The sequence below is a fragment of the Herbaspirillum sp. WGmk3 genome (assembly GCF_023952535.1).
Classification (GTDB): domain Bacteria; phylum Pseudomonadota; class Gammaproteobacteria; order Burkholderiales; family Burkholderiaceae_D; genus Herbaspirillum; species Herbaspirillum huttiense.
The window spans coordinates 789980-814090 of the sequence record NZ_JAKYWT010000003.1 but is presented as its reverse complement, the minus strand read 5'-3'; the positions used below and the strand labels follow the sequence as shown (position 1 = coordinate 814090).

The following is a 24111-nucleotide window of genomic DNA, read 5'->3' as shown; positions in this document are numbered from 1 at the left end:
CGCAAGGCCGGCAGCAGGACAAGCCGGAAATGATAACAGCACCCCCGCCCCCTCTGCCGCGCAAGCCCGCATTCAGCGATCCAGCAGGAACATGCCATCGCTGGCCGCCGCGCCCGCCTTCTTCAGTTGCGCTACGCACCAGTCGGCCAGGGCCGCATCGTCCATCTGCAGGAAGCGCGCATTGGTGATGCGCAACAAGGGGATCTCCCGCATCATCGTCGGCAATTCCGCCAGTGCAATACGGCCGCGTTCGAGCAGCAGGAATTTCACCAGGACCTTGATGCCATTGTGCGCATTGCGCAGCGGATTGGCCTGCAGATAATCGAGCCGCGAGAAGGCCTTTTCCAGCGCATCATCCACCTCGGTGAAAGGCGCGCCATGGCCGGGAATCACGGTGCGCACATCGAGGCTGCGGATCAGCTCCAGCGTGGCGCGCGCCTCTTCGAAACCGGATTCGCCGTCCAGCTCCGGGAAGATGATCCCGAATCCATTGCGCCACAAGGCATCCGCCGAGATCAGCACACCCTCCTGCGCGCAATACAGCAGCAGCGCATGCGGGTCATGTCCCGGCGCGGCCAGAGCGGTCCAGTCGAGATCACCCAGGCGCAGCACGTCGCCGCTGCGGATCAGCTGCTCATGCACAAAGCGCGGGCAGCGCTGGCCGGTGGCGCGGTAGCTCAGGGCGTATTCGTCCCAGTGGCGCACCTTGTCATCCTCGGCAGCCGGGATGGCGATGCGGCAGCCATAGGCGGCGTGCAGGGCGGCATTACCGCCGCAGTGGTCCGAATGCAGATGGGTATTGAGCAGCACATCGAGCCGCTCACGTCCACGCTGGTGCAGGACGTGGCGCACCAGCGTCTGCGTCTGTTCGGCATGGGCAACGTAGCCGCTGTCGATCATGGCGACTTCATCGCGGCCGAACAGCAGCACGTTGTTGGACGACAGCCAGCCCCGCTCCAGCACGTGCAGCGAGGGTGGCAGGCGCAGTGCGGAAGTGTTCACGGTGCGCTGCTCACGCGGCCTTGAAGTCCAGCAGCTGCGCCCCTTCGGCCACCTGGTCGCCGACCGCATAGCGCAGCGCTTCCACGGTGCCGGCCGAGGGCGCGGCGATGGTGTGTTCCATCTTCATGGCTTCCATGATGAGCAACGGCGTACCCTGCGTGACGCTCGCGCCCTGGTCCACCAGCAGCGCGACGATCTTGCCGGGCATGGGCGCAGTCAAGCGTCCGCCCTCGGCCTCGGCGTGGCCGGCGTGGGCCATCGGGTCGAGTAGGCGCAGGCAGTGCTGGCTGCGGCCATCGAAGAGGTACAGCTCTTCGCCTTCCCACACCACGTCGGCTTGCAGGGTACGGCCGTCCAGGGCAATGCGCACGCTGTCGGTGTTGACTGTATGCAGGGCCAGCGTGTGCGTGTTGCCGCCGATCTGCAATTGCCATTGCCGACCGTCGCCCGTGTAGTCGATCCGGACTTCACTATTGCCTGAGTCATCTTCGAAATTCAGGCTGCGCTGCAGGCGGGTATTGAGACGCCAGCCGCTGGTCTGGGCCCAGGGATCGCGGCTGTCCTGATGGCGCTGCTCCTGTTGCAGCAGGGCAGCGGTGGCCAGCGCCAGCGTGTCGGCCGTGGGCGCAACCGGGGAAGGGAAGAGTGAATCGCGATGGCGTTCGATCAGGCCGGTATCGAGATCGGCCGTCGCAAATGCCTGGCCTGCAATCAGCCGCTGCAGGAAACCGATGTTGGTCGCCAGTCCGACCACCTGGTATTGCGCCAGCGCACGCGCCATGTTGCGCAGCGCGGCATCACGGTCCGCACCCCAGACGATGAGTTTGGCGATCATCGGATCATAGAAGGGCGAGATGGCGTCGCCCTCGCGCACGCCGGCGTCGATGCGCACGGGCGCCGGTTGCGTGGCACCGGGTGCGGCCAGCGTGAATTCCACCGCAGGAGCGCTGCGCATGCGGGTGAGCGTGCCGATGGAGGGGAGGAAGCCTTTCTCGGGATTCTCCGCATAGATGCGCGCCTCGATGGCATGGCCCTGGATGTGCAACTGCTCCTGCTTCAGCGGCAGCGGTTCGCCCGAGGCCACGCGCAATTGCCACTCCACCAGGTCCAGTCCGGTAATCATTTCCGTGACGGGGTGCTCGACCTGCAGGCGCGTATTCATCTCCATGAAGTAGAAACTGCCATCCTGGTTGGCGATGAATTCCACCGTGCCGGCACCGACGTAGCCAACCGCACGGGCAGCCGCGACGGCCGCCTCACCCATGGCGGCACGGCGGCCGCAGCTCATGCCGGGGGCAGGGGCTTCTTCCAGCACCTTCTGGTGGCGGCGCTGCACCGAGCAGTCGCGCTCGAAGAGATAGACGCAATTGCCATGGCCATCGGCAAACACCTGGATTTCGATATGGCGCGGACGGGTCAGGTATTTCTCCACCAGCACGCGGTCATCGCCAAAGCTGGAGATCGCCTCGCGCTTGCAGGAGGCCAGTGCCGCTTCAAAATCTTCACTGCGTTCGACCACGCGCATGCCCTTGCCACCGCCACCGGCGCTGGCCTTGAGCAGCACCGGGTAGCCGATGCGGTCTGCTTCCACGCGTAAAAAATCGCTCTCCTGGCGCTCGCCGTGATAGCCCGGTACCAGCGGCACGGCGGCCTTTTCCATCAAGGCCTTGGCAGCGGATTTGGAGCCCATGGCATCGATGGCCGAGGCTGGCGGGCCGATGAAGACCAGGCCGGCATCGGCACAGGCCTGGGCGAATCCGGCGTTCTCCGACAGGAAACCGTAGCCGGGGTGAATCGCCTGCGCACCCGTGGCGAGTGCGGCGGCGATGATCTTGTCGGCGCAGAGATAGCTTTCCTTGGCCGGCGCCGGGCCCAGGTGCACGCTCTCGTCGCAGGCGGCCACGTGCTTGGCCTGCGCATCGGCGTCGGAATAGACGGCCACGGTGGCGATACCCAGGCGGCGGGCCGTGGCGGCCACGCGGCAGGCGATTTCGCCGCGATTGGCGATCAGGATCTTGGTGAACATGGTGTCTCCTCGGTGGCGCGCTTCAGATGCGGAAGACGCCGAATCGGGTCTCTTCGATGGGGGCGTTCAGGGCGGCCGACAGTCCCAGCGCCAATACCTGGCGGGTATCGGCAGGATCGATCACGCCGTCGTCCCACAGGCGCGCCGAGGCGTAATACGGATGGCCCTGGGTTTCATATTGGGCGCGGATGGGCTCCTTGAAGGCGGCTTCCTCTTCTGCACTCCAGCTGCCGCCGCGCGTTTCGATGCCGTCGCGCTTGACGGTGGCCAGGACGCTGGCGGCCTGCTCGCCACCCATCACCGAGATGCGCGCATTGGGCCACATCCACAGGAAGCGCGGCGAAAAGGCGCGGCCGCACATGCCATAGTTGCCCGCACCGAAACTGCCGCCGATGATGACGGTGAGCTTGGGCACTTTGGCGGTGGAGACGGCCGTGACCATTTTTGCACCATGGCGTGCAATGCCCTCGTTCTCGGCCTTCTTGCCGACCATGAAGCCGGTGATGTTCTGCAGGAAGATCAGCGGGATCTTGCGCTGGCAGCACAGTTCGATGAAGTGCGTGCCCTTCTCGGCCGCCTCCGAAAACAGGATGCCGTTGTTGGCGATGATGCCCACCGGCATGCCGTGCAGGTGCGCGAAACCGCACACCAGCGTGGTGCCGTAGCGCGCCTTGAATTCATCGAACTCGCTGCCGTCGACGATGCGGGCGATGACCTCGCGCACATCGAAGGGCTTGCGCGTATCGGTCGGGATCACGCCATACAGTTCCTGCGCCGGATACTTGGGTTCGACACTCTCGCGTAGCGCCAGCTGCTGCGGCTTGCGGCGGTTGAGGTGACTGACGATGTTGCGCGCGATGGCCAGCGCATGGGTATCGTCCTGGGCCAGGTGATCGGCCACGCCCGAGAGGCGCGTATGGACATCGCCGCCGCCCAGTTCTTCAGCCGTCACCACTTCACCGGTGGCCGCTTTGACCAGCGGTGGCCCGGCCAGGAAGATGGTGGCCTGCTCCTTGACGATGATGGATTCATCGCTCATGGCCGGCACATACGCGCCGCCTGCGGTGCAGGAGCCCATCACCACGGCAATCTGCGGAATGCCCTTGGCCGACAGGTTGGCCTGGTTGTAGAAGATGCGGCCGAAGTGGTCGCGGTCGGGGAAGACCTCATCCTGGTTGGGCAGGTTGGCGCCGCCGCTGTCGACCAGATAGATGCAGGGCAGGTGATTGAATTCGGCGATCTCCTGCGCGCGCAGGTGCTTCTTGGCCGTCATCGGATAGTAGGTGCCGCCCTTGACGGTGGCATCGTTGCAGACGATCACGCACTCCTGCTCGGCCACGCGGCCGATGCCGGTGATGATGCCGGCCGAGGGGGCGGCATCTTTCAGGTTGCCTTCGCGGTCTTTCTCGCGGTACATGCCGTAGGCGGCCAGCTGCGAGAATTCCAGGAAGGGCGTGCCGGGGTCCAGCAGCATCTGCACCCGGTCGCGCGGCAGCAGCTTGCCGCGTGCCACGTGCTTGTCACGCGCGGCCTGGCCGCCGCCTTCGGCAATGGCGGCCACCTTCTGGCGCAGGTCGTCGACGATGCGCTGCATGGCATCGCGGTTGTGCTGGAATTCCTCGCTGCGCGGGTTGAGCTTGCTTTCAATCTGCGGCATGGTTTGGTCTCTCTGTTCAGTTTCTTGTTGTGCTGTCGGCCGCACCGGTGCTGGCGCAGCGGGGCATGGTGCAGAAAACGTCAGTCCTCCGGGAAGCGCCCATCCACGTAATACCAGCGGGCCTGGCCGCTGTCGTCAGGCTGGCGCACGAAGTTGCTGATCTCGTGCAGGCGGTGCGCCTTGCCGCCCACCTTGAAGCGCGCCACGAATTTGACGGTCGCTTCATCGCTGCCGCTGGCGTGCTGGTGTTTCTTGATGTCCAGGCCGATCCACTTGACGTCGGTTTCGCTGGTCAGTTCTTCTTCCGGCAAGGTGTCCGGGAACCAGGTCGCGCGCAGGTAGGCTTCGTCGCGCAGGGCGAAGGCGGTATAGCGCGAGCGCATCAGCAGCTCGGCCGTGGCCGGCACCTGGCCGCCGGTGATGAAGCGGCCACAGCATTTCTCGAAGCTGGGCTGGCCGCAGGGGCAGGGGCCGGACTTGTCTTTCTTGGTGCTCATCAGATCTTTCCGTTCTTGAGGAAGGCTTCCAGCTGGGTGAAGCGGTCGAAGCCCCAGAATTGTTCGCCATCGACGATCATGAAGGGCGAGCCGAACACGCCGGCCTTGCCGGCCGCTTCGGTGGCTGCGCGCAGTTGCTCCTTCAGTTCGGGCGTGCCCAGCGCCGCTTCCAGCGTGGCGCGGTCGATGTCGGTGTCGGCGGCGATGCGCAGCACGTTTTCGGGCACGCTGATGTCGATGTCTTCGGTGAAGTAGGCGCTGTACAAGGTCTTGATCAGGTCCACTGCCTTGGCCGGCTGGGTCTGCTGCACCCACAGCGTGGCGCGTGCGGCGACTTGCGTGCCGATGGGGAACTGGCTCGGGGCTTTGTAAAAGATATTGTGGAAGCGCGCGGTGCGCTCCATGTCGTGACGCGAGTAGTCGCCCTTGACCGGAATGTTGGCCAGCGAATTGGTCCCCAATGCCTTGAAGATGGGGCCCAGCAGGATGGGATGCCAGTTGACGGTGCGGCCGTATTTCGCGGCCAGCTTGTCGATCTCGACCGCAGCGAAGTAGCCGTAGGGCGAGCTGAAGTCGAAGTAGAAATCGATGGGGGTGCTCATGATGTCCGTTGTGTTTTAAGTTTGAAAAGAGGGCGCTTACAGCGTATCGGCAAACAGTTCGCGGCCGATCAGCATGCGACGGATCTCGCTGGTGCCGGCACCGATCTCGTAGAGCTTGGCATCGCGCCACAGGCGGCCCACGGGATATTCGTTGATGTAGCCATTGCCGCCCAGCGACTGGATTGCTTCACCCGCCATCCAGGTGGCCTTCTCGGCCGAGTAGAGGATGGCACCGGCGGCATCCTTGCGCAGGGCGCGCACCTTGTCGGCGCTGTCGGCGCGGTCACAGGCCTGGCCGACCGCATAGACGTAGGCCTTGCAGGCCATCATGGTGGAATACATGTCGGCCAGCTTGCCCTGCATGAGCTGGAATTCGCCGATGGCCTGGCCGAACTGTTTGCGATCATGCACGTAAGGCACCACCACATCCATGCAGGCCTGCATGATGCCCAGCGGGCCGCCGGAGAGCACGCTGCGCTCGAAGTCCAGGCCCGACATCAGCACATTGACGCCACGGCCGACGCCGCCCAATACGTTTTCTTCGGGGACTTCGCAATCCTGGAACACCAGTTCACCGGTGTGGGAACCGCGCATGCCGAGCTTGTCCAGTTTCTGCGCGACGGAAAATCCTTTATATCCTTTCTCTACCAGGAAGGCGGTCATGCCGCGCGCACCGGCGTCGAGATCGGTCTTGGCATAGACCACCAGCACGTCGGCATCGGGGCCATTGGTGATCCACATCTTGCTGCCGTTGAGCACATAGCGGTCGCCCTTCTTGTCGGCGCGCAGTTTCATGCTCACCACATCCGAACCGGCATTGGGTTCGGACATGGCCAGCGCGCCGATGAAGTCGCCCGAGATCAGCTTGGGCAGGTATTTGCGCTTCTGCTCTTCATTGCCGTTGCGCTTGATCTGGTTCACGCACAGGTTGGAGTGCGCACCGTAGGACAGGCCCACCGAAGCCGAGGCGCGCGAGATTTCTTCCATCGCGATGATGTGCGCCAGGTAGCCCAGTCCGGCCCCGCCGTATTCCTCGCCGACGGTGATGCCCAGCACACCCAGGTCGCCCAGCTTCTTCCACAGGTCCATGGGGAACTGATCGCTGCGGTCGATCTCGGCCGCGCGCGGGGCGATCTCCGTTTGGGCGAAGGCGGCAACCGCTTCACGCAGGGCGGCGATGTCTTCGCCATGGTCGAAATTGAGGCCGGGCAGGTGGATCATGGGTGTCTCCTCGTTGGGTGTTTGGTGTTTCTTGTTGTGGTGTAGAACGTTTGCTGTTGCTTGACGTTAACGTCAATGACGGCGGTCTGTACGGCGGCAAATGCCGTTTGCGTCAGGCCGCCACCGCCTTGCGTTTGCTCTTCGGTTTGGCATCGGCCAGCAGTTGCCGGCATTCCTCTTCGTGGGCGGCGATTTCGGAGAGGGTCAGTTCGAGGTCTTCGCGCTGCTGCTCCAGTTTTTCGCGATGCTGTTGCAACAGGCCCAGGAAGCGCTGCAGCTGCGGCTGCGTATCCTTGGGCGACTCGTACATGTCGATGAGGTCCTTGATCTCGGCCAGCGTAAAGCCCAGGCGCTTGCCGCGCAGCGTGAGCTTCAGGCGCGTGCGTTCGCGCGCCGGATAGACGCGATGCCGACCGCCCACCCCCTCGCGCTTGGGATTGAGGATGCCGTGGTCTTCGTAGAACCGGATCGCGCGCGGCGTGATCGCGAATTCTTCCGCCAGTTCGGTGATGGTGTAGGTAGGCATGGACGGGATGGATTGGGTTGGTCTGGCACTTTACGTTAACGTAAAGTATATTGTGCCCTGTCGTCCAGCAAAAAATGCAGGGCTGGTGCGACGCCTTTGACCTCCCTCTTGATGATCGCCAGGCTTACTGATGAACGCTCTTGAATCCCAGCTCGACTACGCCTTCGGCGACACCCTGCCCGACACCGGCCACACCATGGAGGTGGCACCGGGCGTGCGCTGGCTGCGCATGGGGCTGCCCTTTGCGCTGAATCACATCAACCTGTGGTTGCTGCAAGACGAGCTCGACACCCCGCAAGGCCGCCAGCGCGGCTGGACCGTGGTCGATTGCGGCATCGCCACCGACGATACGCGCGCGGCCTGGGAGCGCATCTTCACTGAAGAACTCGATGGCTTGCCCATCCTGCGCGTGCTGGTCACGCATTGCCATCCCGATCACGTAGGCCTGGCCGACTGGCTGTGCCGGCGCTGGCAGGCACCGCTGTGGATGAGTACCGGTGATTACGCTTTTGCGCGCGTGATGTCGGCGGCCTTGCCGGGGGCCGAGGGCACGGCGGCCACGCCGCATTTCCAGCGGCATGGCCTGGCGGATCCCGAGACGGTGGCGACGCTGCAGGGGCGCAATACGTATTACCAGGACCTGGTGCCGGCGGTGCCGCACGCGTATCACCGCATGCAGGATGGCCACGCGGTGCGCATCGGCGGACGCGACTGGGAAATCATTACCGGATTCGGTCATTCGCCGGAGCACGTTTCCCTGTATTGCGCGGCGCTGAATGTGCTCATTTCGGGGGACATGGTCTTGCCGCGCATCTCCACCAATGTATCGGTGTTTGCGATCGAGCCGGAGAGCAATCCGGTGCAGCAGTATCTGGATTCGCTGGCGAAATACGCGCACCTGCCGGGCGATGTGCTGGTGCTGCCTTCGCATGGCAAGCCCTTCCGTGGCTTGCATACCCGTATCCAGCAGTTGAACGACCATCACCGCGAGCGTCTGGCCGAAGTGCTGGCGGCCTGTGCCACACCGCAGACGGGCGTGGATATCCTGCCGGTGATGTTCAAGCGGCCGCTGGATACGCATCAGCTGTCCTTTGCACTGGGGGAGGCGGTGGCGCACTTGCACAAGCTCTGGTATGACGGTGCGGTCAAGCGCTTGCTGGGGGAGGATGGGGTGTATCGGTTTGTGGCGGTGTGAGCTTTTCAAGGCACAGCACTGGTGCAGCGGGAGAAGCCTTCCATCAACGCTGCGCCCAGTTCTGCATCGATACTGTTGGTATCGACATAAAGGATCTCGGGGCCATCGTTGCTGATGCCTGAATAGCCATCGATATTCTTGTGGTGCGTGGGTTTGATCTCGATGTTGCCACTGTTTGCCGTAATCCAGCAGCACGCCATCTTTCTCATCATGGCCTTGCGATTCTTGTAGCCATATTGCTGCATGAGCAATGCTTGCCGTTCTTTGGCATTTTTTTGCACGATGCCTGATTTGAGGATTTCCTGAAATTCAGGCGCCGAGACGTGTCTGCTCCTGGACAAGGCCAGTCGCAGCGCGCTGCCGAGCTCGGCAGCGGTGGCCGTTGGCATCAATATCTGAGGTGAGACGTCGGGGTCGGCAAAATCGAGCATCCCTTGCGACATCGTGATGAACTGATACAAGTCGCCATTGAAATAGACGGTCGCTCTTGATGTGTTTTTCAATATTGCACCTTGATCTGGAGTGGGACCGGGGGATTACTTGTCTGAAGCAATCAGTACGACGTTTCGCAATGCCGTTGCATCCCTGTGAAATTCACTCGGCAGACACATCGTAAGGAAGATGCTCTACGGTCAGGAATTGCTCGACCGCCCTTTTCACCTCGCCCTCGGGAAACGCATGGCAAAGCACCGTTGTCCCCAAATCGTTCGAGCAAAGCAGCATGTCATTGCCTCCCTGGGAAAACAGGAAAAATCGCCAGCCTGTGTCACTGATTTCCGAATACATGGATAGCTCTACTCCGTAGGGAGGGATCGTCCGGCGACTATCTTCTATTTCGATAAACAGATCGAGGAGCGCCGAGATTCTCTCATCGGTCTCGGAAAACCAGTGAGATGGAAACACGGGATCTGAGTAGGAATGATAGCCGTTGGTGTGCAGTGCACGCTCAAAGACTGCGCAGGGATCAAAGTCCGGCGGCAGCTCATCGAGCTTGCCGAGGCTGTCGTAGCAGCGCCTCAGGTCGGAGGCGATGACATTGAGCGTGAAGTTGCTTTCGCTGGCGCTCAGCAATAACTTCCCGTTGAGGAAAATATTGAAGGGGCCGTAGCAAAAGCTGCCGGTGCTCTCTGCTACGTCATACCAGAATGCGAAATGGTGTGGTCTTCCGGCCAGCATGGCCAACTCCTGGTTTTATTCGTTCATTGGTCAACCGGCAAAAAAAACGCCGACCGGGCACTCACCCGGCCGGCGTCTGCGCCGATGCATTGCATTAGGCGTGCTAGCAAGTCCTAGCCCGCCTTCTTCTTCATCTCGCGCTCTTCCTTCTGCAGCTTGGTCTTGATGCGGTTGCGCTTCAGGGGCGACAGGTATTCGACGAAGACCTTGCCCTTCAGGTGATCCATCTCATGCTGGATGCACACGGCCAAGAGCTCATCGGCATCGACCTCGAAGGCCTTGCCGTCGGCATCAAAAGCGCGCACCTTCACGCGGGCCGGACGTTCCACGCCGTCGTAGATGCCGGGCACCGACAGGCAGCCTTCGTCATAGACGCGCTTCTCTTCGCTGGCCCAGAGGATCTCGGGGTTGATGAAGACCTGCAGGTTCTTGCCTTCATCGGAGACGTCAATGACCACCACCTGCTCATGCACATCCACCTGGCTGGCCGCCAGGCCCACGCCGGGGGCGGCATACATGGTCTCGGCCATGTCGGCCACCAGCTTCTTGATGCGCTCGTCGAAGACGGTCACGGGGACGGCAACCTTGTGCAGGCGCGGATCGGGATAACGGAGGATGTTCAGCAGGGCCATACGTGTGTTCTCGGTAAGCTTGGGGTTCGGTCTCGGGGGACCTGGTTCGGGCCGGATCTCGTCATTTTGCGAGCGTGCGGGAAATTCATTTCGGGATTTGTCATGTAAATGCGGCCGAAGCGCGACGCTTCAAGCACGGCCACCGCACAATGCCGGTCCTGGCAGGCCTGTGCGGCGTGGCGCGGCGGCCAGGAGATTCCCGTTTTTTGGAAAAGTGTATCACAGCCCGCCACAGGCCCGCCCGGAGAGCCGCGCCGCACGGCCTTGAGCGGGCGGCCGATGTACAACACTTCATATATCTTCATGCAAGAGCCTTTCCACGACACTATTGCCGATCCGGCCACAGAACTGACTGCCTGGCTGCGCTTGGCCATGACCGAGGGCATCGGACCGGTGCTGGCGCGCCGGCTGCTGGCGGTGTTCGGTTTGCCGCAGGGTATCTGGCAGGCCGATCAGGAGGCCTTGCGGGCGGTGGTGCCAGCGGCGGTGGCGGCTCGCCTGGTGTGCGCACCGACCGCACAGCAGCGCGAGCGCATCGCCGCCACGCTGGCCTGGGCGCAGGTGCCGGGGCAATCCGTCCTCACGCTGGCCGATGCAAGCTATCCGCCGGGCTTGCTGCAGATTGCCGATCCGCCCTTGCTGCTGTACGTGCGCGGCAATCCGGCGCTGCTGGCGGGCAATGCGCTGGCGGTGGTCGGCAGCCGCAATGCCACGGCCCAGGGCGTGCAGCATGCGGGCCGGTTTTCGGAGGAGCTCAGCCGTGCGGGCATCACCATCGTCTCCGGGTTGGCGCTGGGTATCGATGCGGCCGCGCATGCGGGGGGATTGGCCGGGCCGGGCTCGACGGTGGCCGTCATCGGTACCGGCATCGATCTGGATTATCCCCAGCGCAATCGCGCGCTGGCACAACGCATCGCCGAGGGCGGCTGCATCGTCAGCGAATATGCACTGGGCACGCCGCCGCTTTCAGCCAACTTTCCGCGCCGCAACCGCCTGATCTCGGGCTTGTCGCGCGCCGTGCTGGTGGTGGAAGCGGCGGCCCGGTCGGGTTCGCTCATCACCGCGCGCATGGCGGCCGAGCAGGGGCGGGATGTGTTTGCCATTCCGGGGTCGATCCACGCGCCGCTGTCCAAGGGTTGCCATCAACTGATCCGGCAAGGGGCCAAGCTGGTCGAGACCACGCAGGATATTTTCGATGAGCTGCCTGGCTGGTCCACGTTGCCGAAGCAGCAAGCTGTCGTGCAGGCAACTTCATCGCGCGCCATGGATGAGCTCGATGCGGCAAGCCAACAGTTATTGCAGAGCCTGGGCCATGACCCGGTCGATGCCGATACCCTCGCGTTGCGCTGCGGCCTTGATGCAGCGGGCCTGGCAGGGAGTTTGCTAACCTTGGAACTGCAGGGTTGGCTGGAGCTGCTGCCGGGTGCACGTTATCGCCGCATCGTGTGAAGAAATTATCCCCGCAGCGCCGCAAATCCTGCCATACTGGACTTGGCTGACTTGTACATTCATAACCTTCGCGATAGAGTACGAACATGTTTGATGTCCTCGTTTACCTGTACGAAACCTACTATCGCCCTGATGCCTGCCCCGAACCCGAGGCGCTCGTCAAAAAGTTGTCCGCGATCGGTTTCGAAGAAGATGAAATCTCCCAGGCACTCGGATGGCTGACTGATCTTGAAGTCGCCAATCACGAATTCGCCGACAACTATCCCCGACAGACCGCCTTTTCCTTCGGTACGCGCATCTATGCGACCCAGGAAAGTGACATTCTGGGCGTGGAAGCCATCGGTTTCATCCAGTTCCTCGAATCGGCCAAGATGCTGGACCCGATCCAGCGCGAGATCGTCATCGAGCGCGCCCTGGCCGCCGGTGAAGCGCCGATCACCCTGGAAAAACTCAAGGTCATCGTATTGATGGTGCTGTGGAGCCAGGGCAAGGAACCGGACGGCCTGATGTTCGAGGAGCTGTTCCTCGACGAAGACGATACCGAACCGCGCCTGCTGCACTGAACGCACCGGCCTGGCACGAGCGACAGGGCTGGGAGGGAGCCTTGCTGACAACGTGCTGACGCCGCATCCCGGCGCTGTTGCTTCATTTCAAGCCAATTCGGCATGAATGAACATAAAAGCCGCCGAAAGCGCATGAATCACCGAAACGGCAAGCCCTTGTGCTTGCCGTTTCATTTGCATCACGCTTATCATTCCCCCGCATTGGCCCGATATTGGCTACTATATAAAAATTCCGTTGTCCACAGGCAATGAAACGCCGGCCACTTGCGTAGCTTGCCGCCGCCTATCGTTGACCGCCTGGGATGGCATGGTGTTGTTTCGGAGCAGTCCGGCCCCACGTGAGGCTGATGAAACTCCCGCAGCACACCAGCAACTGACCTCTCACCACCGAGACCCATACCTATGAGCAAGACCCTCATCATTGCCGAGAAGCCCTCTGTCGCGAACGACATCGCGAAGACGCTCGGCGGCTTCACCAAGCACGATGAGTATTTCGAATCCGACGAGTACATCCTGTCCTCGGCCGTCGGTCACCTGCTGGAAATCGCAGTTCCCGAGGAATACGACGTCAAGCGCGGCAAGTGGAGTTTTACCCACCTGCCGATGATTCCGCCGCACTTTGCGCTCAATCCGATTGCCAAGACCGAGTCGCGCCTGAAGGTGCTCTCCAAGCTCATCAAACGCAAGGATGTCACCACCCTCATCAACGCATGTGACGCGGGCCGCGAAGGTGAACTGATCTTCCGCCTGATCGCGCAATACACCAAGGCCAAGCAGCCGGTGAAGCGCCTGTGGCTGCAATCGATGACGCCCGGCGCCATCCGCGAGGGCTTCGCCCATCTGCGCGATGATGAAGAAATGCTCCCGCTGGCCAATGCCGCGCGCTGCCGCAGCGAAGCCGACTGGCTGATCGGCATCAACGGCACCCGCGCCATGACCGCCTTCAATTCCAAGGAGGGCGGCTTCTATCTGACCACCGTGGGCCGCGTGCAGACGCCGACCCTGTCCATCGTGGTCGAGCGTGAAGAGAAGATCAAGAAGTTCATCCCGCGTGACTACTGGGAAGTGCACGCCGAATTCGTCTGCGCTGCCGGCATCTACAAGGGCCGCTGGCTGGACAAGGGCCACAAGAAGGATGAAGCCGATCCCGAGAAGCGTCCCGAGCGCCTGTGGAGCAAAGCCGCAGCGGATTCCATCGTGGCCGCCTGCCGCGACAAGCCGGGCAATGTCACCGAGGAATCCAAGCCGACCACGCAGATGTCGCCGGGCCTGTTCGACCTGACCAGCCTGCAGCGCGAGGCCAACTCGCGCTTCGGCTTCTCGGCCAAGAACACCCTGGGCCTGGCCCAGGCGCTGTATGAAAAGCACAAGGTGCTGACCTATCCGCGTACCGACTCGCGCCACCTGCCCGAGGACTACATCAACACGGTCAAGGACACCATGGAGGCGCTGGCGGAGAACAACAACTACCACCAGTTCTCCAAGCAGATCTTGAAGCAAGGCTGGGTCAAGCCCAACAAGCGCATCTTCGACAACACCAAGATCAGCGACCACTTCGCCATCATCCCGACCACCCAGGTGCCCAAGAACCTGTCGGAGCCGGAACAGAAGCTCTACGACCTGGTGACGCGCCGCTTCATGGCGGTGTTCTTCCCGCCGGCCGAATTCCAGGTGACCACCCGCTTCACGGAAGTGTCGGGCCACCAGTTCAAGAGCGAAGGCAAAGTCATGATCAACCCCGGCTGGCTGGCCATCTACGGCAAGCAGGTCGAGGAAGACGACAAGGACAAGGAAGGCGGCGGCAACCTGGTGGCCGTGGCCCCGGGCGAGAAGGTCAAGACCGACAAGGTCACCGCCAACGGCCTGGTCACCAAGCCGCCCGCCCGCTACACCGAAGCCACGCTGCTGTCGGCCATGGAAGGCGCAGGCAAGCTGGTGGATTCGGATGAGCTGCGCGAAGCCATGGCCGGCAAGGGCCTGGGCACACCAGCCACGCGCGCGGCCATCATCGAAGGCCTGCTGAACGAAAAGTACCTGCTGCGCGAAGGCCGCGAAATGATGCCCACCGCCAAGGCCTTCCAGCTGATGACGCTGCTGCATGGCCTGGGTGTGGATGAACTGACCGAACCCGAACTGACCGGCGAGTGGGAGCACAAGCTGGCCCAGATGGAGCGCGGCAAGATCAGCCGTGACGAGTTCATGCGCGAGATCGCGCAGATGACCCAGATCATCGTCAAGCGCGCCAAGGAATACGACAACGACACCATCCCCGGCGACTACGCGACCCTGCAGACGCCTTGCCCCAACTGCGGTGGCGTGGTGAAGGAAAATTACCGTCGCTTCGCCTGCACCAAGTGCGAATTCTCGATGAGCAAGGTACCCGGTGGCCGCCAGTTCGAAATCGCCGAAGTGGAAGAGCTGCTGCAGAACCGCACCATCGGTCCGCTGCAGGGCTTCCGCTCCAAGATGGGCCGTCCGTTTGCGGCCATCCTGAAGATTTCGCGCGACGAAGAGATCAAGAACTTCAAGCTGGAATTCGACTTCGGCCAGGACCAGGCCGATGGCGAAGGCGGCGAGCCGGTGGACTTCAGCGAACAGACCCCGCTGGGCGCCTGCCCCAAGTGCGGCAGCGGCGTCTACGAAATGGGCCTGGCCTATGTCTGCGAGAAGACCGTGGCCAAGCCCAAGGCCTGCGACTTCCGCAGCAGCCGCATCATCCTGCAGCAGGAGATCCTGCCGGAGCAGATGGCCAAGCTCCTCAACGACGGCAAGACCGACCTGCTGCCGGGCTTCATCTCGCAGCGCACGCGGCGGCCCTTCAAGGCCTTCCTGGTGCGGGGCAAGGATGGCAAGATCAGCTTCGAGTTCGAGGAACGCAAGGCCAAAGCTCCCGCCAAGGGCAAGGCTGCAGCAGCGGACGCCGATGACGGTGCCGACGAGGCAGTAGCCAAGCCGGCCGCCAAGAAGACGGCGGCCAAGACCACGGCCACCAAGACCAAGGCGGCAGCGGCCAAGAAGCCGGCCCTGCGCAAGGCGACGCCGAAGAAGGCTGCGGCTCCGGACGCCTGATTCTCGGGCGGCCAGAAACGACAAAGCCCTCGCACTTCACGGTGCGAGGGCTTTTTGTTGGCGAGGCCGATCTGGTTCGGCGGCTGCTTAGTCGCTGTACACCACCGTCAACGGCGCGTGATCCGAAAAGCGCTGTTCCTTGTAGATCGCCGCACTGACCGCCTTGGCCGCAATGCCCGGCGTGGAGACGTGGTAATCAATACGCCACCCCACGTTGTTGGCCCAGGCCTGGCCGCGATTGCTCCACCAGGTGTAGGCTTCGCCGGTGGTTTCCGGATGCAGGCGGCGATACACGTCCACCAGCCCCAGCTGGTCGAAGATGCGCGTCATCCAGGCGCGTTCTTCCGGCAAGAAGCCCGAATTCTTCTGGTTGCTCTTCCAGTTCTTGAGGTCGATTTCCTTGTGGGCGATGTTCCAGTCGCCGCAGATGACCACTTCGCGGCCGCTCTTTTCCAGTTCCATCAGGTGCGGCAGGAAGGCTTCCATGAAGCGGAACTTGGCTTCCTGGCGTTCCTCGCTGGAGGAACCCGAGGGCGCATAGAGCGAGATCACGGTCAGGTCGCCGTAGTCGCATTCGACATAGCGGCCTTCGTCATCGAATTCGGTATTGCCGAAGCCGATGCGCACCGAATCCGGCTGGCGGCGGCTGTAGACGCCCACGCCCGAGTAGCCCTTCTTCTGGGCATAGTGGAAATGGCCGACATAGCCGGCCGGGGCCAGGAAGTCTTCGGTCATGTCGGCCGCCTGGGCCTTCAGTTCCTGCACGCAGACGAAGTCCGGCGCTTCCTTTTGCAGCCACTCGAAGAAGCCCTTCTTGGCGGCCGAACGGATTCCGTTGAGGTTGGCGGAGACGATTTTTGGCATGGATGTCCTGTTTGCTTGCTGCAGAAGTGTGTTCAATCAGGCCGGTAGCATAACCGATAGGATGAATCATTTAAAATGGCGGCCTGATGAAGGGTTTGCCACCGTGCTGCCTTGCCTGGCGGCAAGCGGGCGCGGTCCGCACCTTCCGTTTTGACTCTTCCCGGGAAATGCATTGTGAGCAACTTGAGACAGGAATTCATCGAATTCGCGGTATCGGCCGGCGTGCTGCGCTTTGGCGAATTCGTCACCAAGGCGGGCCGTACCTCGCCTTACTTCTTCAACGCCGGCCTCTTCAGCGAGGGCGCCACTCTGGCCCAGGTGGCCCGCTTCTACGCCCAGACCCTGCAGGATTCGGGCGTGGAATATGACATGCTGTTCGGCCCCGCCTACAAGGGCATCACCCTGGCCTCGGCCACCGCGGTGGCGCTGGCCGGCATGGGCCGCAATGTCCCCTTCGCCTTCAACCGCAAGGAAGCCAAGGACCACGGCGAAGGCGGCACCATCGTCGGTGCCAAGCTGCAGGGCAAGGTCGTCATCATTGATGACGTCATCTCGGCCGGCACCTCGGTGCGCGAGTCGGTGGACATGATCCGCGCCGCCGGTGCCACCCCCTGCGCCGTGCTGATCGCACTGGACCGCATGGAGCGCTCGGGCAAGGATGGCGCCCTCTCCGAACTGTCGGCGGTGCAGGAAGTGGCGCGCGAGTACGACATGCCGGTCATTTCCATCGGCAACCTCAATGACCTCTTCGAGTACATCTCCAACGGCGGCGATGCCCGCCTGAGCCAGTACAAGGATGCGGTGGCAGCGTATCGGACCCGTTACGGCGTCTAAGTGCCCTGGAAATGCCGCTAAAAGGCATTAAATGAAGAAAAAGGCTGGATCCGCGAGGTTCCAGCCTTTTTTGCGTGCGCGTTGGAAGGTTTATGCCAAATTCTGAGGCACGGTGGTCACGCGCTGGCGCTGCAGGCGGTCATCGAGCTCCCCGACCTGGGCCGCGACCGCGTTCTCGGTCTGTTCCACGCGCTGGTGGATGTCACGCTGCAAGGCATCCAGGCGCTGTGCCAGCAGGGTTTGCTGTTCGGTCTGGCGGCGCTGCAGCTGTTCCAGCTCGGTCTTCAGGTAGCCGCGCAGGTCATTGAAGCGCGAATGCTCGGCCTGGTCGGCCAGGGCGCGCTGGGCTTCCAGCTGCTTGGTCAGGCGGCGGCTTTCCAGCATCACGCTGGTCTGCAGGGCCAGGATGTAGAGCAGGAAGAAGGCCGTCAGCACCACCACCACGCCCAGCATCACCGCGCCCAGCGGTGCCTGGAATTCGGTGTAGATCAGCGAGAGCGTGGTCGTGGCCGTAAAGGCCGTCCAGTTGACGGCGGCGAAGATGGCGACCAGCGCCAGCAGCACGATGAGGAAAATGGTCCGGAATTTCATGTCAGCCTCCTTTGTTGTGAAGGTGTCGGCAGAGGCACGCGAGCGCTTGTCATGACGACAATATGAATATCTTGGACTACGGCAAGCACGGGGATGTTCCGTGCAGTTGTCATCCTGCAATCGGAAATGAAAAAGCCGACATCAAGCCGGCTTTCAAGGGGGGAGGGGCGAGCAATGTGGGCTCAGGCAGCCAGCGCCTTTTCCAGCAACTGGTGCAGTTCGGCGAACTGCGGCTCACCGACATAGCGCTTGATGATGTTGCCATCCTTGCCGATGACGAAGGTGGTCGGGGTCAGCTTGACGTCGCCGAAGGCCTTGGCCAGCGTGTCCTGCGGGTCCAGCGCGACCTTGAAGGGCAGCTTGCGGGTTTCGGTGTAGTTCAGCACGTAGTTGGGCGGGTCATAGCTCATGGCGACGGCCACGAAGTCCAGGCCACGGTCCTTGAACTTGTTGTAGGTGTCGATCATTTGCGGCATTTCGCCCACGCAGGTGGTGCAGCTGGTGGCCCAGAAATTGACCATGACCACCTTGCCGCGCAGGTCTTTCAGCGCAACTTGCTGGCCATCGAGCTTGGTGAAGGTGACGTCGGGCGCGGCATTGCCGGCATTGACCTTGAAATAGGCGAAGGCGGCGACAGCGGCCACCACCAGGACGGCTGCCAGCTTGATCATGAGACCGCTCTTGGGCGCGTTGGCCTGTGCTTGCATGGGAAACTCCGGATCCGGACTGCGGGAAGAGGCCTGCCACTGCATACGGCAGTCTCGTTGAACTGAAGCATTATAGACCTCGCCGCAGAATCCTGCGGGCGGCCCCTGCACGTGAAAACCGCCGGACTCGCCGGCGGTTTGACCTGCATCAGCTACGCAGCTGCCATCAGCTGGTGGCCTTGTTCTCGCTGGCCGGCTTGCGCTGGTAGTCCTTCAGTTCGTCCTCGGTGATGTATTCGAACAGGGTCACGACCTTGTTCACACCGGAGACGCCGCTGGCGATCTGCGCCGCACGCTGGCCTTCACGCTGGGTCACGCGGCCCAGCATGTAGACGATGCCGCGCTCGGTGGTGATCTTGAAGGCGCTGGAGTACAGCGTCTTGTCGTCTACCAGGCTGGCCAGGACCTTGCTGGTGATGAGCGCATCGCTGGAGCGCGAACCGAAGCTGGACGACGGGCCCACTTCCAGTTCGTTGTACACCGTGTCGACGTTCTGGATGGCCTTGGTTTCACGCTCGGCGGCGGCCTTGGAGGCTTCGTCCGGCACTTCGCCCGAGAGCAGCACCTTGCGGTTGAAGGCCGTCACGTTGACGTGGGAGCCGGAAGCTACCACTTCGGGAATGCGGGCTTCGCCCTTGACCACGATGGACTTGTCTTCCGTCTGCGCGCCCAGGGTGCGGCGGTCGGTGGCGGCGAAGGTGGTGGCCAGCGCACCGCCGGCAAACACCGCAAAACAGCCCTGCAGGCTCAGGGCCACCATGCCGCCGAGGGCCACGGCCGCCAGCGGGCGGCGCAGGCGGGTCAACAAGGATCGTGCATCATTCATTCGCATCATCTCCAAAAAGCGCGACGTCGATACCGTCGCAAATGCAGTGCAGCGACACCAGATGCACTTCCTGGATGCGCGCGGTGCGTTCATGCGGCACACAGATATGCACATCGGCGTCGGTCAGGATCTTGCCGATCTTGCCGCCACCCTTGCCGGTCAGGGCCACCACGCGCATGTCGCGTTCGTGCGCCACTTCGATGGCGGCCAGGATGTTGCCCGAATTGCCCGAGGTCGAGAAGGCCAGCAGGATGTCGCCGGCCTGGCCGAAGGCCTGGACTTGCTTCGAGAAGATTTCCTGGTAGCTGTAGTCGTTGCCGACGGCGGTGAGGATGGACGTATCGGTGGTCAGCGCCAGGGCCGGCAGCGGCAGGCGCTCACGTTCGAAGCGGCCGACCAGTTCGGCGGCGAAGTGCTGGCTGTCGGCAGCCGATCCGCCATTGCCACAGGCAAGAATCTTGTTGCCATTCGACAGTGCAGTGAACATTAGTTCAATCGCCTGTTCGATCGGTTGGGCCAGAACACTGGCGGCCTTCATCTTCAGGTCGGCGCTTTCCTGGAAATGGGCGAGGATGCGGGGATTTGTCATAGTGCCTGCGATTATAGAGGACTTGAACGCGGCCAAGTCCGGGCAATTCGTAAAGAGAAGTTTCCGGAATCCGGTCGCACATGATACGCCAGCGGCCCGTTGTCGCGCCAAAACGGCCGCTGTTCAAGCCTCGATGGCGTTGCGCAGCCACTGCAACCGGCCGCCTTCCACCGTCACCACGTCGAAGCGGCAGGCCGGCAGGCGCGCTTGTCCTTGCAGCCAGACCTGGGCGGCGACCAGCAGGCGCCGCTGCTTGGCCGGCGTGACGCTGGCGGCCGCGCCACCGAAGGCGCTGCTGGCGCGGGCGCGTACTTCCACGAAGACGATGGTGCTGCCCTCACGCAGGATCAGGTCGATCTCGCCACCCTTGCAGCGGAAATTGCGCAGCACCAGCTGCAGGCCCTGCGCCTGCAGGTAGGCCAGCGCCCGGTCTTCGCCATCGTCCCCGGTACGCTGGCGCGCCGTGCGCCGCAGCGGGCTGCCTGGCGCCATGATGGCCTCAGTACTGGTCGGCCATCGGCACCGGCCAGCCATCCTGGTAGACGGCCTGGGTTTCCTGGCGCTGGAAGAAGGTGGTGCCGCCGCTGACCATGTTCACGTTCAGCCGGCCGGTGACGCCGTCGATGTCGAAGCCGGATTGCTTCTGGGCGATGCCCCAGGCCACCCGATAGGCATCGATGCCCAGCGCGTACAGGCGCGCCAGGTCGGGGTTGGGACGCTCGTTGTCATTGACGGCCGGGCGCGGGTAGCGGGCCACGGCCACGTTGTCCGGCTGCAGCTGCCAGGGGATGTCGATCAAGCGCACGCCATCGAGTTCGGGCAGCTTGTCATTCGGGTTGTCGCGCTTGAGGGTGAAGGGATTGATCTGCGAAGTGCCGTACAGCGGCAGCTCGTTGCCGACGGCGCTGCGCAGTTGCACGGTCTGCGCCGCATCCAGGGCGACGAAGATCAGGGCCGGCTTTTCCTGCTCCACGCGCTTGGCCAGTTGCGCCAGGCCGGGCGCGGAGAGGGCGTTGGAGGGCGTGCTCAGTTCCAGTGTTTCCACCTGCAGGCCGAGCTGGCGCGCGCGCAGCTGGAAGGAGCGGGCGGCGCGCTTCTGCCAGGCGGTGCCGGTGGAGATGGCGAAAATCTTGCCGGGGGCCTTTTCCTTCTCGACCCAGTTGGCGACCTGGCGCGCTTCCTCGTCGATGGACAGGCCCACGGCCAGCATCTGCGGTGGCAACTGCAATTCGGTTTCGCCATTCATGTCGGGCTGCGCCAGCGCCACCGTGGGTTTGCTCACGCGCCCGCTCTGCGCCACGGCGGTGACGGCGCTGCGCGAGAGCGGGCCGACCACGATGTCGAACTTGGCGGATGCGTCGTCATAGGCACGCTGCATGTCGGGGGCCGAGTCGCCGGTTTCGACGATGGCCAGCTGGATGTTTTCCTTCTGGCGCGAATAGGCGGTCAGGAAGCCCGTGCGCACGGCATCGGAAGCCGCGCCGAAGGCACCGCTGCGCGAGGGCAGCAGCAGGGCCACGCGCACGGGTGTCGGGGTAGCTGGGGGTGGCGGCACAGCGGGTGCGCCGATGGCGGCTGATTCCATCTCCGGGGAGGTGCCCGGCGGCAGGGCCAGCGGGGCGGGGTCGGCAGCACCAGGCGTGGCAGCCTGGGCCAGCAGAGGTACACTGTCGGCTGCTGCGGCGCCAGCCGGCATCATCCATGGTGCCAGCATGCCTGCCAGCAGGGCCGCTTGCGCGGTCATTTTCTTCCAACTTGTGAACATCCCGCCCCCTCCAATGAATCAGAATTCCAGCGTCGCCGCCTCCATCCTGCAGGATGCCGCCCAGCAAAGCTATCCGGTGTCGGCATTATATGTGCTGGCCACGCCCATCGGAAACGTCTGCGACATCACCCTGCGCGGCCTGCATGTGCTGGCCATTGCTGACGCGGTGGCCTGCGAGGATACCCGCAATACCAGCCAGTTGCTGCAGCGTTATGGCCTTTCCAGGCAGTTGCTGGCAACCCACGAACACAATGAGCGCGAAGCCGCCGCCAAGATCATCGAACGCCTGCAGGCCGGCCAGCGCGTGGCCCTGGTCTCGGACGCCGGTACCCCGGCCATCTCCGACCCCGGCGCCCGTGTAGTGGACGCCGTGCGCGCCGCAGGGTTCCAGGTCATCGCCTTGCCCGGTGCCTCGGCGGCGGTGACTGCCTTGTCGGCCTCCGGCCTGACCGATGCCCGCTTCCACTTCGTCGGCTTCCTGCCAGCCAAGACCCGCCAGCGTGAGACCGCCTTGCAGGAACTGGCCGCGCTGCAGGCCGCGCTGGTGTTCTATGAAGCCCCGCACCGCATCGTCGAGACCGTGCAGTCCATGCTGCAGGTCTTCGGCCCCACCCGCCAGGTGGTGCTGGCGCGCGAGCTGACCAAACTCTTCGAGCACATCCACCGCTGCCCGCTGGGCGAGGCCGTGGCCTGGCTGGAGCAGGATGCCAACCGCCAGCGCGGTGAATTCGTGGTCTTGCTGGAAGGGGCGCAGCCGGTCGAGGGGGAAGATGCCGAGGGCGAGCGCGTCTTGCGCATCCTGCTGGAAGAGTTGCCGGTCAAGCAGGCGGCGGCATTGGCCGCGCAGATCACCGGCCAGAAAAAGAATGCCTTGTATGAACGCGCCCTGCAGATCCGCCAAGGCGCGCAAGAGGACGAGGACGCCTGAAGCCGCACAGGCCCCCGGTTCAGCCCGTTCGGGCGATCAAATGAAGTTTTTTGCGGGGCCACCCCTGCATCGCCCGCCACGCCGCCCTGCGTTGAAATGCCTCTGCAGGGCGGGTGAAGAAAATTCCCAAAAACCGAAGTCGGCTCAACGCTCCACGATGAACGGCGTGCCGGCACTGCGCTGGCGCACCAGCATGGCCGCATTCTGCGCTGCCGGGCGGGTCGGGTAGGGGCCGGCATAGAGGCGATAGAGGCCGTTGACCTGCACCGCCTGCATGCTGTCGACGATGCCGGAGAGGCTGGGCAGCAGCTTGTCGCGCGCCACCAGGGCATTGGCTTCCTGCGAGTAGGCACCGAACTGCAGGTAATACCCGGCCGTCAGCGGCACCGCTTGCGGCATGGCCGGCGAAGGGGCCGAGCCGCTGGCCACGGCATTGATGATGCCGCCGCCCCCGGCCATGCCCGCGCCACCGGCGGCGCTGCTGGTGCTGGCGTTGATGGGCTGCACGGCGGCCACGGTCGGCTGCGGCGGCAGGCTTTGCGCGCTGACCGTATTGATTTCCACCGGTCCGGTGGAGACACCCTGGCCACCGGCACCGGTATCGGCAGCCCGGTTGATCGGATCGGCCGCCGCCAGCGTGGTGCCGCCGCCATTGCGGCGTGCATCGGCCATGCGCTGGGCTTCTTCCGGCAGGATGCGCTCGACTTCCAGCTCGCTGCTGCCGGTCCCCAGATAGCCGAGCTTGAGCGCGGCCGTGTAGGAGAGGTCAATGATGCGGCTGGAGTGGAAGGGCCCGCGGTCATTGATGCGCACGATGACCTGCTTGCCGGTCTTCAGGTTGGTCACCCGGGCGTAGGACGGGATGGGCAGCGTGGGATGCGCGGCCGTCATCTTGTACATGTCGTAGAGTTCGCCCGAAGAGGTCTTCTGGCCATGGAATTTCTTGCCATACCAGCTGCCCACGCCGCGCTGGATGAAGGGCTGGTTGTTGTCCGTGATCGGCACGTAGGTCTTGCCGAACACCGCATAAGGCCGGCTGGCGGCCTTGGAGACTGGTTCCACCTGGGGTTCGGCATCGGCCACGTCCAGGAGGCCATCGGGGATGTGATCGCCCGGGCCGTCATCCTTGTAGTAGCCGCCGCGCCCCGAACCCGCCGCCGGCAGCGCCGGGACGTTGGAGGGCCGGGTACCGGCGGACTTGGTGGGGGTGGCCGGTGCCTGGGCGGTCTGGCGCGGGGCCTGCTGGGTGGTGCCGCAAGCGGCCAGCAGCAAGGGCAGCAGCAGCGTGCCCCAGCGCAGCGCGCGGCCCAGTGAGGCGCGCGGGTGGTGATGGTCTAGAGTGGGTGTTTCCATGGGCTGTCCTTGGTCAACAGTCGATGCGCGGGGCCTGGT

General features: G+C 63.4%; 24 protein-coding genes. 6 read left to right on the top strand and 18 right to left on the bottom strand.

Annotated features, from left to right (window positions below):
- Positions 1–72: 72 nt before the first annotated feature.
- The 7 genes from MKD49_RS15645 to MKD49_RS15615 all read right to left on the bottom strand — a co-directional run bounded on the left by MKD49_RS15645 (position 73) and on the right by MKD49_RS15615 (position 7531).
- The gene (locus MKD49_RS15645; protein WP_252696747.1) at positions 73–1002 is read right to left on the bottom strand and encodes an MBL fold metallo-hydrolase; all 930 of its coding nucleotides are present in this window, start codon (positions 1000–1002) and stop codon (positions 73–75) included.
- A 10-nt stretch (positions 1003–1012) separates the two neighbouring features.
- Positions 1013–3028, bottom strand: coding sequence for an acetyl/propionyl/methylcrotonyl-CoA carboxylase subunit alpha (locus tag MKD49_RS15640; protein WP_252696746.1), 2016 nt, complete (start codon positions 3026–3028; stop codon positions 1013–1015).
- 22 nt (positions 3029–3050) lie between these two features.
- Positions 3051–4685, bottom strand: coding sequence for a carboxyl transferase domain-containing protein (locus MKD49_RS15635; RefSeq protein WP_252696745.1), 1635 nt, complete (start codon positions 4683–4685; stop codon positions 3051–3053).
- An 80-nt stretch (positions 4686–4765) separates the two neighbouring features.
- Positions 4766–5182, bottom strand: coding sequence for a YchJ family protein (locus MKD49_RS15630; RefSeq protein WP_252696744.1), 417 nt, complete (start codon positions 5180–5182; stop codon positions 4766–4768).
- Positions 5182–5784: a 2-hydroxychromene-2-carboxylate isomerase gene (locus MKD49_RS15625; protein WP_252696743.1), complete on the bottom strand. Its 603-nt coding sequence runs from the start codon at positions 5782–5784 to the stop codon at positions 5182–5184. Before MKD49_RS15625 ends, MKD49_RS15630 begins: the two co-directional genes overlap by 1 nt.
- A gap of 36 nt (positions 5785–5820) precedes the next feature.
- The gene (locus MKD49_RS15620; RefSeq protein ID WP_039790199.1) at positions 5821–7005 is read right to left on the bottom strand and encodes an isovaleryl-CoA dehydrogenase; all 1185 of its coding nucleotides are present in this window, start codon (positions 7003–7005) and stop codon (positions 5821–5823) included.
- Positions 7006–7117: 112 nt separating this feature from the next.
- Positions 7118–7531 carry a MerR family DNA-binding transcriptional regulator gene (locus MKD49_RS15615; protein WP_008333608.1) on the bottom strand — a complete coding sequence of 138 codons (414 nt, stop codon included), beginning with the start codon at positions 7529–7531 and terminating at the stop codon, positions 7118–7120.
- A 130-nt stretch (positions 7532–7661) separates the two neighbouring features.
- Here MKD49_RS15615 and MKD49_RS15610 point away from each other — a divergent pair, with 130 nt between their 5' ends.
- Positions 7662–8726: an MBL fold metallo-hydrolase gene (locus MKD49_RS15610; protein ID WP_252696742.1), complete on the top strand. Its 1065-nt coding sequence runs from the start codon at positions 7662–7664 to the stop codon at positions 8724–8726.
- Between the two features lie 5 nt (positions 8727–8731).
- On the opposite strand, the gene MKD49_RS15605 is transcribed toward MKD49_RS15610, so the two are convergent.
- The 3 genes from MKD49_RS15605 to def all read right to left on the bottom strand — a co-directional run bounded on the left by MKD49_RS15605 (position 8732) and on the right by def (position 10534).
- Positions 8732–9229 (bottom strand): contact-dependent growth inhibition system immunity protein, encoded by a 498-nt coding sequence (locus tag MKD49_RS15605; protein WP_252696741.1) that lies wholly within the window; start codon positions 9227–9229, stop codon positions 8732–8734.
- Positions 9230–9320: 91 nt separating this feature from the next.
- Entirely contained in the window at positions 9321–9902 is a 582-nt protein-coding gene (locus tag MKD49_RS15600; protein ID WP_121041267.1) for an Imm42 family immunity protein, read from the bottom strand.
- Between the two features lie 113 nt (positions 9903–10015).
- A complete protein-coding gene (gene def / locus MKD49_RS15595) occupies positions 10016–10534 on the bottom strand; it encodes a peptide deformylase (RefSeq protein ID WP_039790192.1) in 519 nt (172 codons plus the stop codon).
- A gap of 303 nt (positions 10535–10837) precedes the next feature.
- Here def and dprA point away from each other — a divergent pair, with 303 nt between their 5' ends.
- The 3 genes from dprA to MKD49_RS15580 all read left to right on the top strand — a co-directional run bounded on the left by dprA (position 10838) and on the right by MKD49_RS15580 (position 15615).
- A complete protein-coding gene (dprA, locus tag MKD49_RS15590; protein WP_252696740.1) occupies positions 10838–11983 on the top strand; it encodes a DNA-processing protein DprA in 1146 nt (381 codons plus the stop codon).
- A gap of 86 nt (positions 11984–12069) precedes the next feature.
- Positions 12070–12546, top strand: a complete 477-nt coding sequence (locus tag MKD49_RS15585; RefSeq protein WP_034339991.1) for a DUF494 family protein — start codon at positions 12070–12072, stop codon at positions 12544–12546.
- A gap of 402 nt (positions 12547–12948) precedes the next feature.
- A complete protein-coding gene (locus MKD49_RS15580; protein ID WP_252696739.1) occupies positions 12949–15615 on the top strand; it encodes a DNA topoisomerase III in 2667 nt (888 codons plus the stop codon).
- A gap of 87 nt (positions 15616–15702) precedes the next feature.
- On the opposite strand, the gene MKD49_RS15575 is transcribed toward MKD49_RS15580, so the two are convergent.
- Positions 15703–16479, bottom strand: a complete 777-nt coding sequence (locus tag MKD49_RS15575; protein ID WP_039790188.1) for an exodeoxyribonuclease III — start codon at positions 16477–16479, stop codon at positions 15703–15705.
- 174 nt (positions 16480–16653) lie between these two features.
- On the opposite strand from MKD49_RS15575, the gene pyrE reads away from it, so the two are divergent.
- A complete protein-coding gene (gene pyrE / locus MKD49_RS15570) occupies positions 16654–17313 on the top strand; it encodes an orotate phosphoribosyltransferase (RefSeq protein WP_008333588.1) in 660 nt (219 codons plus the stop codon).
- A 90-nt stretch (positions 17314–17403) separates the two neighbouring features.
- Here the strand turns inward: pyrE and MKD49_RS15565 are convergent, their stop codons facing one another.
- The 6 genes from MKD49_RS15565 to MKD49_RS15540 all read right to left on the bottom strand — a co-directional run bounded on the left by MKD49_RS15565 (position 17404) and on the right by MKD49_RS15540 (position 21791).
- A complete protein-coding gene (locus tag MKD49_RS15565) occupies positions 17404–17904 on the bottom strand; it encodes a signal transduction histidine kinase (protein ID WP_034340000.1) in 501 nt (166 codons plus the stop codon).
- Between the two features lie 182 nt (positions 17905–18086).
- Positions 18087–18611: a peroxiredoxin gene (locus MKD49_RS15560; protein ID WP_034340016.1), complete on the bottom strand. Its 525-nt coding sequence runs from the start codon at positions 18609–18611 to the stop codon at positions 18087–18089.
- A gap of 166 nt (positions 18612–18777) precedes the next feature.
- Positions 18778–19437, bottom strand: coding sequence for a BON domain-containing protein (locus MKD49_RS15555; protein WP_121041260.1), 660 nt, complete (start codon positions 19435–19437; stop codon positions 18778–18780).
- The gene (locus MKD49_RS15550) at positions 19430–20026 is read right to left on the bottom strand and encodes a phosphoheptose isomerase (protein ID WP_039782952.1); all 597 of its coding nucleotides are present in this window, start codon (positions 20024–20026) and stop codon (positions 19430–19432) included. Before MKD49_RS15550 ends, MKD49_RS15555 begins: the two co-directional genes overlap by 8 nt.
- Positions 20027–20149: 123 nt before the next feature.
- Positions 20150–20518, bottom strand: coding sequence for a YraN family protein (locus MKD49_RS15545; RefSeq protein ID WP_252696738.1), 369 nt, complete (start codon positions 20516–20518; stop codon positions 20150–20152).
- Between the two features lie 7 nt (positions 20519–20525).
- Entirely contained in the window at positions 20526–21791 is a 1266-nt protein-coding gene (locus tag MKD49_RS15540; protein ID WP_252696737.1) for a penicillin-binding protein activator, read from the bottom strand.
- A 13-nt stretch (positions 21792–21804) separates the two neighbouring features.
- Here MKD49_RS15540 and rsmI point away from each other — a divergent pair, with 13 nt between their 5' ends.
- Complete coding sequence (rsmI, locus tag MKD49_RS15535) at positions 21805–22719, top strand: 16S rRNA (cytidine(1402)-2'-O)-methyltransferase (RefSeq protein WP_252696736.1); 915 nt, start codon at positions 21805–21807, stop codon at positions 22717–22719.
- 144 nt (positions 22720–22863) lie between these two features.
- Here the strand turns inward: rsmI and MKD49_RS15530 are convergent, their stop codons facing one another.
- Complete coding sequence (locus tag MKD49_RS15530) at positions 22864–24072, bottom strand: septal ring lytic transglycosylase RlpA family protein (RefSeq protein WP_252696735.1); 1209 nt, start codon at positions 24070–24072, stop codon at positions 22864–22866.
- Positions 24073–24111: the final 39 nt, after the last annotated feature.